Source organism: Streptomyces sp. NPDC086835 (assembly GCF_044745705.1).
Taxonomy (GTDB): Bacteria; Actinomycetota; Actinomycetes; order Streptomycetales; family Streptomycetaceae; genus Streptomyces.
Window position 1 is genome coordinate 178,101 of record NZ_JBIVAU010000012.1, and the last position, 14,525, is coordinate 192,625.

The 14,525-nt window shown below is 72.2% G+C and carries 14 protein-coding genes; 6 read left to right on the plus strand and 8 right to left on the minus strand.

Annotation, left to right across the window (positions count from 1 at the left end):
* Nucleotides 1-28: 28 nt before the first annotated feature.
* The 3 genes from ACIPJI_RS31915 to ACIPJI_RS31925 all read right to left on the minus strand — a co-directional run bounded on the left by ACIPJI_RS31915 (nt 29) and on the right by ACIPJI_RS31925 (nt 1,695).
* On the minus strand, nt 29-688 hold the full coding sequence (locus ACIPJI_RS31915) for a DUF5063 domain-containing protein (RefSeq protein ID WP_356620787.1): 660 nt from the start codon (nt 686-688) through the stop codon (nt 29-31).
* Nucleotides 681-1,280, minus strand: coding sequence for a recombination mediator RecR (gene recR / locus ACIPJI_RS31920; RefSeq protein ID WP_005314484.1), 600 nt, complete (start codon nt 1,278-1,280; stop codon nt 681-683). Before recR ends, ACIPJI_RS31915 begins: the two co-directional genes overlap by 8 nt.
* Nucleotides 1,281-1,359: 79 nt before the next feature.
* Nucleotides 1,360-1,695, minus strand: coding sequence for a YbaB/EbfC family nucleoid-associated protein (locus tag ACIPJI_RS31925; RefSeq protein ID WP_307707535.1), 336 nt, complete (start codon nt 1,693-1,695; stop codon nt 1,360-1,362).
* A 371-nt stretch (nt 1,696-2,066) separates the two neighbouring features.
* Here ACIPJI_RS31925 and ACIPJI_RS31930 point away from each other — a divergent pair, with 371 nt between their 5' ends.
* Nucleotides 2,067-2,810, plus strand: coding sequence for an SLATT domain-containing protein (locus tag ACIPJI_RS31930; RefSeq protein WP_402250273.1), 744 nt, complete (start codon nt 2,067-2,069; stop codon nt 2,808-2,810).
* A gap of 131 nt (nt 2,811-2,941) precedes the next feature.
* On the opposite strand, the gene ACIPJI_RS31935 is transcribed toward ACIPJI_RS31930, so the two are convergent.
* Nucleotides 2,942-3,592 carry a hypothetical protein gene (locus tag ACIPJI_RS31935; RefSeq protein WP_159695084.1) on the minus strand — a complete coding sequence of 217 codons (651 nt, stop codon included), beginning with the start codon at nt 3,590-3,592 and terminating at the stop codon, nt 2,942-2,944.
* A 283-nt stretch (nt 3,593-3,875) separates the two neighbouring features.
* Nucleotides 3,876-4,607, minus strand: a complete 732-nt coding sequence (locus ACIPJI_RS31940; RefSeq protein WP_402250274.1) for a GntR family transcriptional regulator — start codon at nt 4,605-4,607, stop codon at nt 3,876-3,878.
* A gap of 115 nt (nt 4,608-4,722) precedes the next feature.
* Between ACIPJI_RS31940 and ACIPJI_RS31945 the strand changes: the two genes are divergently transcribed.
* Nucleotides 4,723-5,154, plus strand: a complete 432-nt coding sequence (locus tag ACIPJI_RS31945; RefSeq protein ID WP_307710438.1) for a hypothetical protein — start codon at nt 4,723-4,725, stop codon at nt 5,152-5,154.
* Between the two features lie 118 nt (nt 5,155-5,272).
* Here the strand turns inward: ACIPJI_RS31945 and ACIPJI_RS31950 are convergent, their stop codons facing one another.
* A complete protein-coding gene (locus ACIPJI_RS31950; RefSeq protein ID WP_307707532.1) occupies nt 5,273-6,628 on the minus strand; it encodes an aspartate aminotransferase family protein in 1,356 nt (451 codons plus the stop codon).
* Nucleotides 6,629-6,806: 178 nt separating this feature from the next.
* Between ACIPJI_RS31950 and ACIPJI_RS31955 the strand changes: the two genes are divergently transcribed.
* The 3 genes from ACIPJI_RS31955 (at nt 6,807) to ACIPJI_RS31965 (ending at nt 9,704) form a co-directional block, all read left to right on the plus strand.
* Nucleotides 6,807-7,400, plus strand: coding sequence for a DJ-1/PfpI family protein (locus ACIPJI_RS31955; RefSeq protein ID WP_356620790.1), 594 nt, complete (start codon nt 6,807-6,809; stop codon nt 7,398-7,400).
* Complete coding sequence (locus ACIPJI_RS31960; protein WP_402250275.1) at nt 7,397-7,894, plus strand: MarR family winged helix-turn-helix transcriptional regulator; 498 nt, start codon at nt 7,397-7,399, stop codon at nt 7,892-7,894. Before ACIPJI_RS31955 ends, ACIPJI_RS31960 begins: the two co-directional genes overlap by 4 nt.
* Nucleotides 7,895-8,045: 151 nt before the next feature.
* The gene (locus ACIPJI_RS31965) at nt 8,046-9,704 is read left to right on the plus strand and encodes a serine/threonine-protein kinase (protein WP_402250277.1); all 1,659 of its coding nucleotides are present in this window, start codon (nt 8,046-8,048) and stop codon (nt 9,702-9,704) included.
* Between the two features lie 66 nt (nt 9,705-9,770).
* Here the strand turns inward: ACIPJI_RS31965 and ACIPJI_RS31970 are convergent, their stop codons facing one another.
* Together ACIPJI_RS31970 and ACIPJI_RS31975 are read right to left on the minus strand one after the other, a co-directional pair.
* The gene (locus ACIPJI_RS31970; RefSeq protein WP_402250279.1) at nt 9,771-11,123 is read right to left on the minus strand and encodes a S1 family peptidase; all 1,353 of its coding nucleotides are present in this window, start codon (nt 11,121-11,123) and stop codon (nt 9,771-9,773) included.
* A gap of 110 nt (nt 11,124-11,233) precedes the next feature.
* Nucleotides 11,234-12,469 (minus strand): hypothetical protein, encoded by a 1,236-nt coding sequence (locus ACIPJI_RS31975; protein ID WP_356620794.1) that lies wholly within the window; start codon nt 12,467-12,469, stop codon nt 11,234-11,236.
* A gap of 205 nt (nt 12,470-12,674) precedes the next feature.
* On the opposite strand from ACIPJI_RS31975, the gene ACIPJI_RS31980 reads away from it, so the two are divergent.
* The gene (locus ACIPJI_RS31980) at nt 12,675-14,522 is read left to right on the plus strand and encodes a serine/threonine-protein kinase (protein ID WP_402250281.1); all 1,848 of its coding nucleotides are present in this window, start codon (nt 12,675-12,677) and stop codon (nt 14,520-14,522) included.
* Nucleotides 14,523-14,525 lie beyond the last annotated feature (3 nt).

Sequence of the window (14,525 nt, forward strand, 5' to 3'; positions counted from 1 at the left end):
ACCGGACAGTGGGCCGGGCCGAGGCCGGTCAGTGGGCCCGGCGCAGCTCCGGCGGGCCGAGGATCTCCTCGACCATGACGCGGCCCGCCTCCTCGGCCAGCGCCTCCTCCGTCAGGTCCTCGTCGGTGTCGAGGCCGTCGAGCTCGGCGAGCGGCTGGTCGAGCCGGACGTGTGCGACCAGGGACTGGAGGGCGCGCAGCGTCGCCGAGGCGGTCGGCCCCCAGTTGGAGAAGTACGAGAACTGCCACCACCACAGGGCCTCCGAGGTGCGGCCCGCCCGGTAGTGGACCAGCCCGTGGCGCAGGTCCATGACGATGGCGGCGAGGCTGTCGGAGATCCGCGACGGGACCGGCGCCTTGCGCGGCTCGTAGGGGTCGAAGACCTCCGAGAAGACGTCCACCGGGTCGAGCATCGCCGCGAAGCGCATGCGCAGGTCGTCGACGTCGGCGTCCGGGCCGGTGTCCGGCTCGTACCGCTCGTCCGGGACGATGTCCTCATGGGCGCCGAGACGGCCGCCGGTCAGCAGCAACTGGGAGACCTCGAGCAGCAGGAACGGCACCGCGCTGTCCGGTTCGTCGCCCTTCGCCACCTCTGTCGTGGCGACGATGAAGGACTCGATCGAGTCGGCGATCTGAACCGCGAAGTCGTCCGGGTTCTGGTCCACGGCGTGCAGCATGGCGTCAGACATCGAGCAGTCGTCTCCCCTCGAAGGCACGCCCGAGCGTGACCTCGTCGGCGTATTCCAAGTCTCCCCCGACAGGGAGTCCACTGGCCAGCCTCGTGACCTTCAAACCCATCGGCTTGATCATTCTGGCGAGGTACGTCGCCGTGGCCTCGCCCTCCAGATTGGGGTCCGTGGCCAGGATCAGCTCGGTGACCGTGCCGTCCGCGAGGCGGGCCAGCAGCTCACGGATCCGCAGGTCGTCGGGGCCGACGCCCTCGATGGGGCTGATGGCCCCGCCCAGGACGTGGTAGCGCCCTCGGAACTCACGCGTGCGCTCGATCGCGACGACGTCCTTCGGCTCCTCGACGACACAGATCACCGAGGGGTCGCGACGCGGGTCGCGGCAGATGTTGCACTGTTCCTGCTGGGCCACGTTCCCGCAGACCGCGCAGAAGCGGACCTTGTCCTTGACCTCGAGGAGGGCGTGCGCGAGCCGGCGCACGTCGGCCGGCTCCGTCTGGAGGATGTGGAAGGCGATCCGCTGCGCGCTCTTGGGACCGACGCCGGGCAGCCTGCCCAGTTCGTCGATGAGGTCCTGAACCACGCCTTCGTACAACGGAACGCCTCTCCTTGGAGTGCTTGCTGCTTACGGTAGTTGGTGACCGAGAGGTAGGGGAGACGTATCTCCGGACGTCTCAGAAAGGCATGCCCGGCATGCCGCCCAGGCCCTGGGCGAGCGGTCCGAGCTTGTCCTGCTGAAGCTGCTGCGCGTTCTCGTTGGCGGCCTGGACGGCGGCGACGACGAGGTCGGCCAGGGTCTCGGTGTCCTCCGGGTCCACGGCCTTGGGGTCGATGACCAGGCCGCGGAGTTCACCGGAGCCCGTGACGGTCGCCTTCACGAGTCCGCCGCCGGCCTGGCCCTCGACCTCGGTCCGCGCGAGCTCTTCCTGGGCCTTCGCCAGGTCCTGCTGCATCTTCTGGGCCTGCTGGAGCAGCTGCTGCATGTTGGGCTGGCCACCACCGGGGATCACGGTCACTCCTGGCTGCATCGACGACTGGGAATCCCGTACGTCCGGACGCTCCGTACGTTTCGGTACACCTGAGCCTACGTGCTCGCCCAGCAGGGTGCCCTACCCGCTTCCGGCAACTCTTTCGAGTGAGCGGCGGAGGCATTTCGGGGGCTCCTCTACCTGACCAGGACCCCCGTGTGGGCGGCAATCCGGGGATCGGGAGCCCATAGCCCTCCATTCGGCGGTATGAAGGGGCTGCGCCGCATCGGGACGCATGCGCGCCACCAACGTCACGCGGTGTAGCGTCAGCACCTTTTCAGCACCTTTTCGGACCTGATAGTCAGTCCTGGTCGTCAGTCCTGGTCGTCAGCAGAGCGCAGAGGAGTGCACCGGTGAGCCAGCCGGAGATGCAGCCCGGGGGGCCGGCCCGCGGGGAGGGCGGCGAGGTGCCGCTGGGTGACCTGACGGCACGGCCGTTCCCCCTCGGGGACTGGGGCGAGCCCGCGGCCCGCCTCGACGAGCTCTACCGCTGGGTCGAGGCGGACGCGCTGCGCACCGTGGACTGGTATCTGTCCGACCGGGTCCGCAAGCGCCGGGCCGCGCGTCTGCTGCGCCTGGGCACGGCCCTCGGCGCCGTCGCCGGAGCCGCCCTGCCCCTGCTCGACCTCGCCGGCGCGCTGGGCCGGGCGGCGCCCTGGGGCTACCTCTCGCTGCTCCTCGCGGCGGCATGCCTGGCCTGTGACCGGTACTTCGGCCTGACCGCCGGCTGGATGCGGAACGTGGCCACCGCGCAGGCGGTGCAGCGCCGGCTCCAGGCGCTCCAGTACGACTGGGCGTCGGAGAGCGTGCGTGAGGTGCTGGGCCCGGCCGAGGGCACGGCGAGCGAGGCCGCGGAGCGCTGCCTCGGCGTGCTCCGCCGCTTCTCCGAGGACGTCTCCGACCTGGTCCGCTCGGAGACCGCGGACTGGATGACGGACTTCCGGCCCGGTCCCGCCCCGCTGCGGCTGCACTCCGCGCCGCCGCGCGCGGCGACGGACGCCCATCCGGCCCCCGGCGTCATCCAGGGCCGCTTCCCGCTTCCCCCTGTCTCCCGCCCGAACATGCCGCGACAGCGTCCTCCGGAGCCGCCGCGCTGACGCACGAACTCACCGGCGTTCTCCTGGGCGCGGGTGAGGGGCCACGGCGTGCGGCCCTGCCGGTACGAGGTGCCCGACAGTCGTCGGGCACCTGTCCGGCGTCCTGGCCGTCCGGGGCCGCGGACGGTCGCTCAGCTGAAGATGATCATCGAGCCTTGTCCGAGACTCCGCGTCGCCGCCGCGTGGAGCCCCAGCCACACATGCCGTTCGCGGGCGAACGGGCTCTCGTCGTACGGGATCGGGCCCGCAGGCTCCTCCAGTGCCGTGGGGCGCTCCGGCGGCTCCGGCGCGGCCGGCGGGTTCGCCGGGTCGATACCGATGGACGGGGCCACGTACTCCAGCTCGCGCAACAGGCCCTGTGTGGAACCCAACGGGCCGCCGCCCTCGAGGAGTTCGTCGTTGAAGAGCGGGTTGGCGAAGTCGACGGGGACGTAGGCGCCGGCGTGGTCGTAGTGCCACACCAGGTGCGACTGCTGTGCCGTCGTCTCGAACATCTCCAGCAACTGCTCGTAGTCGCCGCCCAGTTCGTCGACCGGGGTCACTGCGAGCCCGCACAGCTGCAGCAGATAGGCGCGCCGCAGGAAGTGCAGCGCGTCGTAGTCGAAGCCGGCGACCGGCGCGACATCGCCGGACAGGCCCGGCATGTAGGCGAAGACGGGCACCGTCGGCAGGCCCGCGCCGGTCAGCGCCTTGTCGTAGGCGGCGATCTCTTCGGCGAAGGGGTTGTCGGGGCTGTGGCACAGCACGTCGACAAGGGGGACCAGCCACAGGTCACAGGCCAAGGGAGGGCTCGCTCTCAGCAGTTCGGGCACGGGTGGTGCGGTCGAGGGTCGTGGACGGGAGGAGGCGGGGACGGCGGCTCCGAGGTGGAGAAAACGTGAAGAAGGACGATTGTCGGGACAGCGTAGTGCCGCCGGCGCGGCGCGCGAAGGGTGCCGTTCGAGACGGTTCGGTACGTTCCGGTACCCCCTTGTCACTCCTCTCCCACGACCCATACCCACACCCCGGCCGCCCTCTCCCCCGGCCGGCCCGGCAGTTTCCGCACGGCTTCGCACAGCGGGGCGCTCATCCCTCGCGCCGCGTCTGCCTCTTTCGTTGCTCCATGCGCTCCGCCCAGGCCAGCGCGTGGTCGTCGTAGGCCCGGATCTCGGCGCGGACGCCGGCCGCGTCGCCGCGGGTCACCGCGTCGACGATGTCCTGGTGGCCGCCCCAGAGCCGGTCGGGCAGCTCCGCTTCCACGCGCAGGAACGGTACGGAGAACACCCACGCCTGCACCCGCAGCCGGTGCAGGAAGTCGCAGAGGTAGCGGTTGGCGACGAGTGCGCCGAGCTCACGCCAGAAGCGCAGGTCGTAACCGATGAGGATGTCCAGGTCGCCGGAGCGGGCCGCCCGCGCGGCCTCCTCCGCCCGGCGCCTTACGGACAGCAGGGCCTGCGGCGCCGGCGGCGAGGGCCTGCTCCGCGTGACATGGCCGAAGATCGCGTCCACGATCAGCGACCGGGTCTCGACCATGGTCCGGAAGTCGTCGAAGCTGAACTGGTGCACCTTGAAACCGCGGTGCTGGTCCGAGTCGAGGAGGCCTTGGGCGGACAGATCGACGAGGGCCTCACGCACGGGGGTCGCCGAGACGCCGTACTGGTCGGCGATCTCCCTGACGGTGAACTCCTGCCCCGGCTGCATCCGCCCCGCGAGCACCTCGTCACGCAGCGCGTCGGCGATCTGTTGCCGCAGGGTGTTACGGGTGACGGCACTCGGGTTGCCGTTCCCGCCACCGCCGCCGCTGCCGTAGCCGGGCATCGTGGGCTTCTCCTTCGCCTTCGGTCCCGGACACGATAGGCCAGGGGTGAAACGGCCGGTACGCGAGCGGCGTACGGTCCGGAGCGGGAGGGGAGGCGAGGTCCGGGTGCGCGAGATGTTCGAGGCGGCCACCGGCGACGGCCCGCCGGTGTCAGGGCACGGCAGGGCGGCTGAGGTGCGGACGGCGTTCGAGGGGCTGCTCCAGATCCGGCGGGTGACGAACACCACGGGCGGCGAGGCCGTGCCCGCGCCGTGGGAGCTGATCCGAACGGTCCGCGCGGTGGCGCTCGCGCTGGAGGCCTCCGGCTTCCCGCCCTCCGCCGTCCACGACGAGCGGCGCACGGCCACGGGCTACCGCGTCCGGCCCGGCGAGCGCCCGCAGACGGTGTACGTCGAGTGGCTCGGCCCGCCGGGCAGCGGTGCCGTCCATGAGGAGGAGGACCGGCTCAAGGCGTGCGCCGAGGTTTTGGCGGGACTGGGCTGGGAGGGGCTGCTGTACCGGGGCCCCAAGAAGCGGAGGTTCCTCGAGGTCGAACCGGCGGCGTGAGGGGCTGGTGACGGGTCACGGCCGGCCGCGGCAGGCCCTGCCTGGGCGGGCAGGGGCCACCGGGGTGCCGAGCCCCCTCCGGCCGGCCGTGGCCGGCCGGAGGGACGCAGGGCGGGCCTCAGACCGTCCACTCGTCGGCGACCGACAGCGCCGCGTCCAGCGCGGCCAGGCCCTCCTTCGCCTCGGCCTCGCTCACGTTGCACGCGGGGACGGCGTGCGTGCGGTTCATGTTGATGAAGGGCCACAGGCCGTTCTTCTTGCAGGCCGCGCCGAACGCCGCCATTGCCGCGTTCGCCTCGCCGGAAGCGTTGTAGGGCACCAGTGGCTCGCGGGTCCCGCGGTCGCGGACCAGTTCGAGCGCCCAGAAGACGCCCAGGCCGCGCACCTCGCCCACCGAGGGGTGGCGCTCTGCGAGCTCGCGCAGGCCCGGACCGAGCACGGTCTCTCCGACGAGCGCCGCGTTCTCGACGACCTTCTCGTCCGCCATGACCTGGATGGTGGCGACGGCCGCCGCGCACGCCAGCGGGTGGCCGGAGTAGGTGAGTCCGCCGGGGTAGGGGCGCTTGTCGAAGGTCGCTGCGATCTCGGCGGAGATCGCCACACCGCCGAGCGGCACGTATCCCGAGTTGACCCCCTTGGCGAAGGTGATCAGGTCGGGCACCACATCGAAGTGGTCCGCGGCGAACCAGGCGCCCGTGCGTCCGAAGCCCGCCATGACCTCGTCGAGGACGAAGACGATGCCGTACCGGTCGCAGATCTCGCGGACGCCCGCCAGATAGCCGGGCGGCGGCGTCATGATGCCGGCCGTGCCAGGGATCGTCTCGAGGATGATCGCCGCGATGGTCTGCGGGCCCTCGAAGGCGATGGTGTCCTCCAGGTGCGTCAGGGCGCGGGCGCACTCCTCCGCCTCCGTCGAGGAGTAGAACGGGGACCGGTACAGGAACGGCGCCCAGAAGTGGACGACGCCCGCCGTGCCGTTGTCGCTGGCCCAGCGGCGCGGGTCGCCGGTGATGTTGACCGCCGTGGCCGTGCCGCCGTGGTACGAGCGGTAGGCGGAGAGCACCTTCGGACGGCCCGTGTGCAGACGGGCCATCCGGATCGCGTTCTCGACGGCCTCCGCGCCGCCGTTGGTGAAGAAGATCTTGTCCAGGTCACCGGGGGTGCGCTCGGCGATCAGCCGGGCCGCCTCCGAGCGCGCTTCCACGGCGAACGCGGGCGCGAAGGTGGCGAGCTTGCCGGCCTGCTCCTGGATCGCCGCGACGACCTTGGGGTGCTGGTAGCCGATGTTGGTGTAGACGAGGCCGCTGGTGAAGTCGAGGTAGCGGTTGCCGTCGTAGTCCCAGAAGTAGGACCCCTCTGCGCCGGCGACGGCGAGCGGGTCGATCAGGCCCTGGGCGGACCAGGAGTGGAACACATGGGCGCGGTCGGCTGCCTTGACGGCAGCTCCGGTCTGCGGGTCGGCATGAGGGGTCATGCGGCTCAGCGTAAGGAACCGCCGGTCGGAGCCGACATGGCCACGTTGTATGGCCCCGGCCGCTTATCTGGGCAGGGTGTCGCCCCTTCCGGGCACCTGCGATGATTGACAGCATGCTGTCGTCATGACAGGCTGCTGTCACACACAGAGGAGCAGGACACGCGTCAAGGAGGGCACCATGACCCGCGGGACCGTTCATCTGGCCGTCTACGACACCTACGCCGACTGGGAGACGGGGCACACCACCGCCCATCTCACCCAGAACGGCTTCACCGTGAAGACGGTCGGCCTCACCACGCACCCCGTCACCACCATGGGCGGTGTCCGCATCCAGCCCGATCTGGCGCTCGCGGACCTCGACCCGGCGGACAGCGAGCTGCTGATCCTCACCGGAGCGGATTTGTGGGACACCGGCGACGTCCTCTCGCCCTTCGCCACCAAGGCCCGCTGGTTCCTCGACGCGGGCGTCCCCGTCGCGGCGATCTGCGGCGCGACCGCCGGTCTCGCCCGCGAGGGCCTGCTCGACGACCGCGCCCACACCAGCGCCGTCTCGTTCTATCTGGCCGCCACGGGCTACAAGGGCGGCGACCGCTACGTCGACACGGACGCCGTCACCGACGGCGACCTGATCACCGCCGGCCCGACCGAGCCCGTCGCCTTCGCCCGCGAGGTCTTCGCCCGCCTCGGCGTGTACGAGGGGGAGAAGCTGGACGCCTGGTACCGGCTGTTCCACGACTCGGACCCGGCGGCCTTCGAGGTCCTGAACGCATGAGGCCGGCCCACCACCCCCAGGACCTGCTGACCCGCACGGCCCTCGGCGTCTTCCGGCTGAACGGGCAGTTCATCACCGTCTCCGACCGCCTCGCCAGGGAGGCGGGGCTGACGGCGGCCCGCTGGCAGGTCCTCGGCGCCGTGGTGCGCGAGCCGCAGTCCGTGGCCGGGATCGCCCGCACGATGGGCATCACACGGCAGAGCGTGCAGCGCATCGCCGATGTGCTCGCCGAACAAGGGCTGGCCGAGTACCGGCCCAACCCGGCCCACCGGCGCGCGAAGCTGCTGCACGCCACGGAGGACGGCCGGGCCGCGATCAAGCAGATCGACCCCGGTCACGCACGGCTGGCGAACCGGCTGCTCGATGCCCTCGGACCGAAGGAGTTCGCGGAGACCGTGCGGGTGCTGGAGCAGCTGTCACGGGCGATGGACATCATCGACGCCGAGGACACGGCCGGCGGCGCGGCCGTCCTTGCGCCCGGTCCTGAAGCCTGAAAGCCGGAAGCCTGACAGGAGCGCGCCGGGCCGGGGCCCCTCCGAACCGCCCGGCGGCGTTCCGCGCGGACCGCTGACCTGTGTGGCCCCCGGCGCGCCCACTATCCTCGATCCGTCGAGCATTTCGGTACGGGGGAAGGGCCGCGCGGCGATGGAGCAGCTGGCACCAGGGGATCCACATCACATCGGCGAGTACCGGATCCTGACCCGGCTCGGCGCGGGCGGCATGGGCACGGTGTATCTCGCCCGCTCCGACCGCGGACGCACCGTCGCGGTGAAGCTCGTGCGGCAGGAGCTCGCGGAGCAGGAGGAGTTCCGTAACCGCTTCCGGCTCGAGGTCCGGGCCGCCCTGCGCGTCGGCGGGAGGTGGACGGCGCCCGTCCTCGACGCGGACACGGAGGCCCCGGTCCCCTGGGTCGCCACCGGTTACATCGCCGGGCCCGCGCTGCACACCGTCGTCTCCGGCGAGCACGGACCGCTGCCGGAGCGCAGTGTCCGCCTGCTGGCCTCCGGCCTGGCGCACGCGCTGACGGACATCCACACGGCCGGCCTGATCCACCGCGACCTCAAGCCGTCGAACATCCTGCTCACCATCGACGGGCCGCGTGTCATCGACTTCGGCATCGCCCGCGCGTTGGAGACGGTCGCCGACGGCGGCCTCACCCGCACCGGCGCGCTCGTCGGCTCGCCCGGTTTCATGTCGCCCGAGCAGGTCCGGGGCGACCGGATCACCCCGGCGTGCGACGTCTTCTGTCTGGGATCCGTACTCGCCTACGCGGCGACGGGCCGGCTCCCGTTCGGCTCGGCCGCGAGCGGCGGCCACGCACAGATGTTCCGTATCGCCCAGGAGGAACCGGACCTGACCGGGGTCCCCGAAGCTCTGCTCGACCTGATCCGCGACTGTCTGCGCAAGGAGGCGGAGGAACGGCCGACGGTGGAGGAGATCCTTCGCCGCACGGCCGCCGACGCGGACGGCGAGCCGTGGCTGCCGGGGGCACTGATCGCTCAACTCGGCCGCCACGCGGTTCAGTTGCTGGACGCCGAGCAGCCGCAGGCGCCGGCACAGCCGCCGACGATGACGGCGCCGCCTCGCGCGATACAGACGCCCCCGCCCGCTCCGGCGCCGATGCCGGCCGCGGTGCCGCACACACCGCCCGGACCGGTGTACGGCTATCCGCAGCCGTACCACGCCGCCCCGTACCACCCGGGCCCGTACCCGCCCGGGCCCCATGCCCCGACTCCGCCTCCGGCGCCACGGCGCGGCTCCCGTGGCGGGACCCTGGCCCTGATCGCCGTGGCGCTGGTCGTCGCCCTCGGCGCGGGCGGCTCGGTGTACGCGTTCATGTCCAAGGACAAGGGCAAGCGGACGACCGCGGACCCGAAGCCCTCCTCCACGTCCTCGGCCCCCACCTCTCCCCCTGCCTCCTCCGGCACTCCCGCGCCGACCGGCACGCCCACGACCGCCCAGAGCGCGGGCGACGTGCCGCAGGAGTACGTCGGCACCTGGCGGGCGTCCTTCGAGACGTCGGACGGCACCAACACCCGGATCATGACGATCACCCAGGGCGCGACGGGCGAACAGGTCATGACCCTGAGCGGAACGGGCCCCAACTACGACTGCCGCTGGTCGGCCGCCCTCCGTGCCCCGGGCCCGCCGCTCGAACTCGCCCCCACGGTCGTCACGTTCGGCGACCGCGTCTCGTGCGCCCCGGGCCAGTGGAGCCGGTTGAACATGCCCGACGACCGCACCGTCGTCCGCGAGCTCGTCGGCTCGACCGGTGAGCCGCTCACCTACACCAAGACCGGCTGAGAAGGGCACCACGACGGCCGCGAAGGGCTACGGCGCGGTCCTGCGCCGGGCCCGCAGCGGCCGGGGTCAGCCCCAGCTCGCGCTGTGGAAGTTGCGGTACTCCCTGCGCTCCTGGGCCGACACGAGCCACCGTGCACCCAGCAGTCCGGTCAGGCTGAGGCCGATCAGACCCGCACCCAGGGCCGGGTTGCCGAAGTCGACGATCGAGCTGACCGCCCGCGATCCGAGGCCCTCCACGGACCGTGGCGGCGGTGCGGGTGCCGGCGGGGCGCCGCCCTCCGACTCGTTGCCCGCCCCGCCGGGGGCGGGCGGGCCGCCCGTCAGGTCGACGCCGAGCTTCTCCATGGCGGTGGTCACCGGCTGGAAGTAGGTCGTGCCGCCCGTGGTGCAGTCCCCGTCGCCTCCCGAGGTGACGCCGAGCGCCAGCCCCTCGGAGAACAGCGGCCCGCCGCTGTCCCCGGGCTCGGCGCAGACCGTGGTCTCGATCAGTCCGGTCACCGTGCCCTCGGGGTAGTTCACCGTCGCGTTGACGGCAGTCACCTCGCCGGAGCGGAACCCGGTCGTGCTGCCGCTGCGGAACACCCGCTGCCCGACGGCCGGTTCGCCGGCCCCGACGATCTGTACGCCCCTGCCGCCGCCGATGTCCACGACGTTGGTGCGGTCCACGACGTCGACGTCCTCGTAGCGCACCAGGGAGTAGTCGTCGCCGGGGAAGCTGGCGGCCGTGGTGGTACCGACGAGTTCGTCGCCCTGACGGTCCCGGAACCAGGTGGAGTCCTCCGGCCCGCAGTGCCCCGCCGTCAGGATGAAGATGTCCTGGCCGTTGGTGACGTTGAACCCGGCGGTGCACCGTCGCCGGTCCCCGAAGACCGCGGTGCCGCCGCTGACCCTGGTGGTGAAGGTCCCCGTGGTGCGTTCCATGCGGACGAAGCCGCCGATCTCCTCCGCGAGGCCGGACATGCGCGACCAGTCGCCGGCGGAGACGGTGCTGTCCGCACGCACGGTGATGCTGTTGGCCGCGTAGTCGACCGCCCATGCGGTACCGGGCACCCGCGGTGCGGAGCGCAGGGTCTCGGTGGCCGAGCGGAGCCGCTCCATGCTGTGGCGCACCACTTCGGCCTCCGCGCCGGCCCGCCGTACCTCCTCCGCGGCCTCCTGATCGGTGACGGCGACGACCGTCTTCCCGTCGGGGCCGGTCCAACTGCCCGCGGTACGGGCCGGGCCGAGCCGAGACACCAGCCCGGCCGCCGGGTCGTCGGCGGCCCGTGGATCAGCGGCGGGCGGCGGTCCGGCGGCAGGCGGCTCGCCCGCCATGGCGCCGGAGACCATCAGCCCGCCGCTGAGCAGCCCGACCACGGCGGCCAGCCGCACGACCCGCTGGAGTTTCCGTCGTACGCCCCTCCGTCGTGCGTGCATCATGCGCGGCCCCAAGGTCGTAACGAACGGCTTCGCCAGTGCCATGGGGCCCCGGACGCCGAGGCCCCCGTCCTCAGTACGTGCCGCGGTACCGGACCGTTCAGCCGACGCCGCTACAGGGTCATCGAGTACACGTAGCGGTTGCTCTCGTACTCGTTGACCGACCACAGGACACCGGCCCGGGCGTCATGGCTCAGATCCTCCGGTCCTTCGGCCTGGTGCCAGGCGAAGGCGGCCGGCGGGTCACCGACGGCCTGCTTGCGCCAGGTCCGGACGGTCCCGTACCGATCCGGCCCGTCACTCGCCGACAGGTAGTAGGTCCCGGAGACGCTCACCGCGCCCTGCACCTGACCGCCGTGCCGGATCCGGTCACGGGCGACGGACCTGATCAGCCCGCCCGGACCGGCGGGAGCCAACGCGCCCGTGGCCGGGTCGAGGTTCCAGCGGACCACGCGCGAAGACGTCTCGAGCGGGCTCCTGAACTCACTCACCACGAGGGAATGCGGACGGGTCGTGACATCCACCGCCACCTGCGAGTAGCGCTGCTGCACCTCTACCTGGTTCGGCGCCACATGGTCGTAGGCGCGGCTCTGCGGCAGGACGTACTTGTAGCGACAGGCGTAGTACTTGCCCTTCCAGTAACCGCACGTGTCCCTCCGGCCGCCCGTCGCGACCTCGAGCATCTCGTCGGTGTTGAAGACGCGCAGGCCCTTGACGGTGTCCGCGATGTAGAGGCGGTTGCCGTACCAGGCGATACCGCCGGCGTGCAGGGTCGCGGGCCGGAAGGTGAAACGGCGCCCCTGCACACGAGGTTCGACGAGCAGCACGTGCCGGTACTTCGGCGCGGTGGGGTCCGACAGATCCACGATGCTGATCCGCGCCCCTTGGTCCTGCTCATCCGCGCGGGCGTACCAGGAGACCATGAGGACGTTCGGGTCGGTTCCGCCGGCGGCGGTGTAGCGGTTGCTGATGCCCTGGGGACGCCAGTACCTGGTCTTGAAGTCGTTGGCGATGCTGTCCTCCTCACCCGCGCCCTGCCACTGGAACGAGGTGCGCAGCCGGGGCAGGCTCGCTCCCGGCCAGTCCGGCCGCGCGGGCCGGCCCTCTCTGTTGGTGTCGGCCAGGATGTCGTCGAGCGATGCCCTGCCCAGTCCGTGGCGCTCCTCGGGGCGTTCGCTGTCCGCCATGAGGAGGAGTCTCTTGATCACGTCCGGGTAGCTGGTGCCGGATCCGTTGGCGCGGGTGCGCATGCGCAGGTCGAGCGGCATCGGATCAGCGGCTTCCGCCGCCTGGGCGCCGTGCGGCAGCAGCAGGCCGCCGACGGTGGCGGCCACCGGTGCCGCTGCCATGCCCCGCAGAATGGTTCTCCGTGTGGTGTCCATGACGATGGACCGTAGGAGCGGACGGGCGGGGCCGTCCCGCCTGTGGCTGTCCGGGACATGTCCCGGACAGCCGGAGCCCACCCAGGTTCTCCGGCAGCCTCAAGCCCGTGGGCACAGAGGGGAGTTGACCATGGCACGGGCCGCGTGTGCCTCGTTGTGGGAAAATCCGGGCGTGGATGCCCTGTTGCCCGAAGACCCCACCCAGATCGGCCCGTTCCGGCTGCTCGGACGGCTCGGCGTCGGCGGGATGGGCCGGGTCTACCTCGCCCGCTCCGCGGGCGGCCGGACCGTGGCCGTCAAACTCGTGCGGGCGGAGCTCGCCGCGCAGGACGAGTTCCGGCGCCGGTTCGCGCGTGAGGTCGAGGCGCTGGAGCGGGTCGGAGGGGCCGGGACCACGCCCGTCATCGCCTCGGACACCGCGGCAAAGTCGCCCTGGGTGGCCATCGGATACGTACCGGGGCCGTCGCTGAGGAGCGTCGTCGTCGACCAGTACGGGCCGCTGCCGGCGCACTCCGTACGCGCCCTGGCCGCCGGACTGGCCGACGCGCTCGGGCACATCCACGCCGCCGGGCTGCTGCACCGGGACCTGAAGCCCTCCAACATCCTGCTCACGGTCGACGGCCCCCGCATCATCGACTTCGGCATCGCACGCGCCGTGGACACCGTCACCGACGGCGGGCTGACGACGACCGGGGCGGTCGTCGGATCACCCGGTTTCATGTCGCCCGAGCAGGTTCGGGGCGAGCGGCTCACGCCCGCGTCGGACGTGTTCTGCCTGGGCGCCGTGCTGGCGTACGCGGCCACCGGGCGCCCGCCGTTCGGGTCCGCGGACAGCGGGGTGCACGCCGTGCTGTTCCGTATCGCCCACGAGGAGCCGGACCTCGCCGGGCTCGCGCCCGAGCTGGAGCCGCTCGTACGGGGCTGCCTGAACAAGGACCCGGCCGCCCGGCCGACGGCCGCTGAGCTGGCGAGTGTGTCCCTTCCTGACGAACCGTGGCTGCCCGCCGGCCTGCTGGCCGGGCTGGGGCGGCACGCGGCCCGGCTGCTCGACGCGGACGGGGACCCGACACCCCCGACGCCGGTGACCGTGCCGGCCGCGCCGCGCAAGCGGCGGCGTGCCCCGCTGGCCGCCGCGGCCGCGGTCGTCGTCCTCGCCGTCGCCGGCACGTTCGCCGCCCTGCAATGGAAGGACCGCGGCGGGACGGACGACGGGGCGGGCGGCGCGGGCGGGACCGGCACCCCTGTCGCGTCGGGCGGCGGCACCGGCGATTCCGGCGGCATCGTTCCCGACGACTTCCTCGGCGCCTGGGAGGGTGTCCTGAGGGGCAGTGCCGACGCGCCGTACGAGACCGGACGGATCGAGATCACCCAGGGCCGGGCCGGCGAGAAGACCGGCGTGTACGTCCACGTCACCGGCGAGCGGCTGTGCATGGGGCGCTCCACGCTCGTCTCCGCGGACGCCGACCGGATCGTGTTCGGCGAGAGCGACGTCACCACCAGCGTGCCCGAGAAGCGCTGCACCCCCGCCGCGCACCAGACCCTGACCGTACGGTCGCCCGAGGTGCTGGAGTGGACGTCGGGGGACGTCAGTGCCACGTTCCACCGGTCGAAGAACGGTCCGAAGGCCGTGCCGTCCGCCTTCGTCGGTCACTGGCGGCAGAAGTTCGACGTGCTGGACGCCCCGCCGGACTACGAGGACCCCCGTTCCTTCGAGATGACGGTCACCCAGGGGCCGGTCGGCGCCCCGCTCGTACGGTTCAGCGAGAACTATCCGCGCACCGACGACGAGACCGGCGAGGAAACCGGCGGCCTGGTGCACTGCGAGAGCACCGCCGTGCTCGGCGGCGTCGGCGACCTCGTCGTCCTCGGGCCGCCGCAGTTGGAGGAGGGTTCCGACCCGGAGTGCACCCCGTCGGAATCGGCGCAGAACCTGCGCGCCGACCGCTTCGAGGGCAAGGAGCGCCTCCTCATGTACGGGATGAGCGCCGACGGAGAACCGGCGGAGTACGTCCGCAGGTGAGCC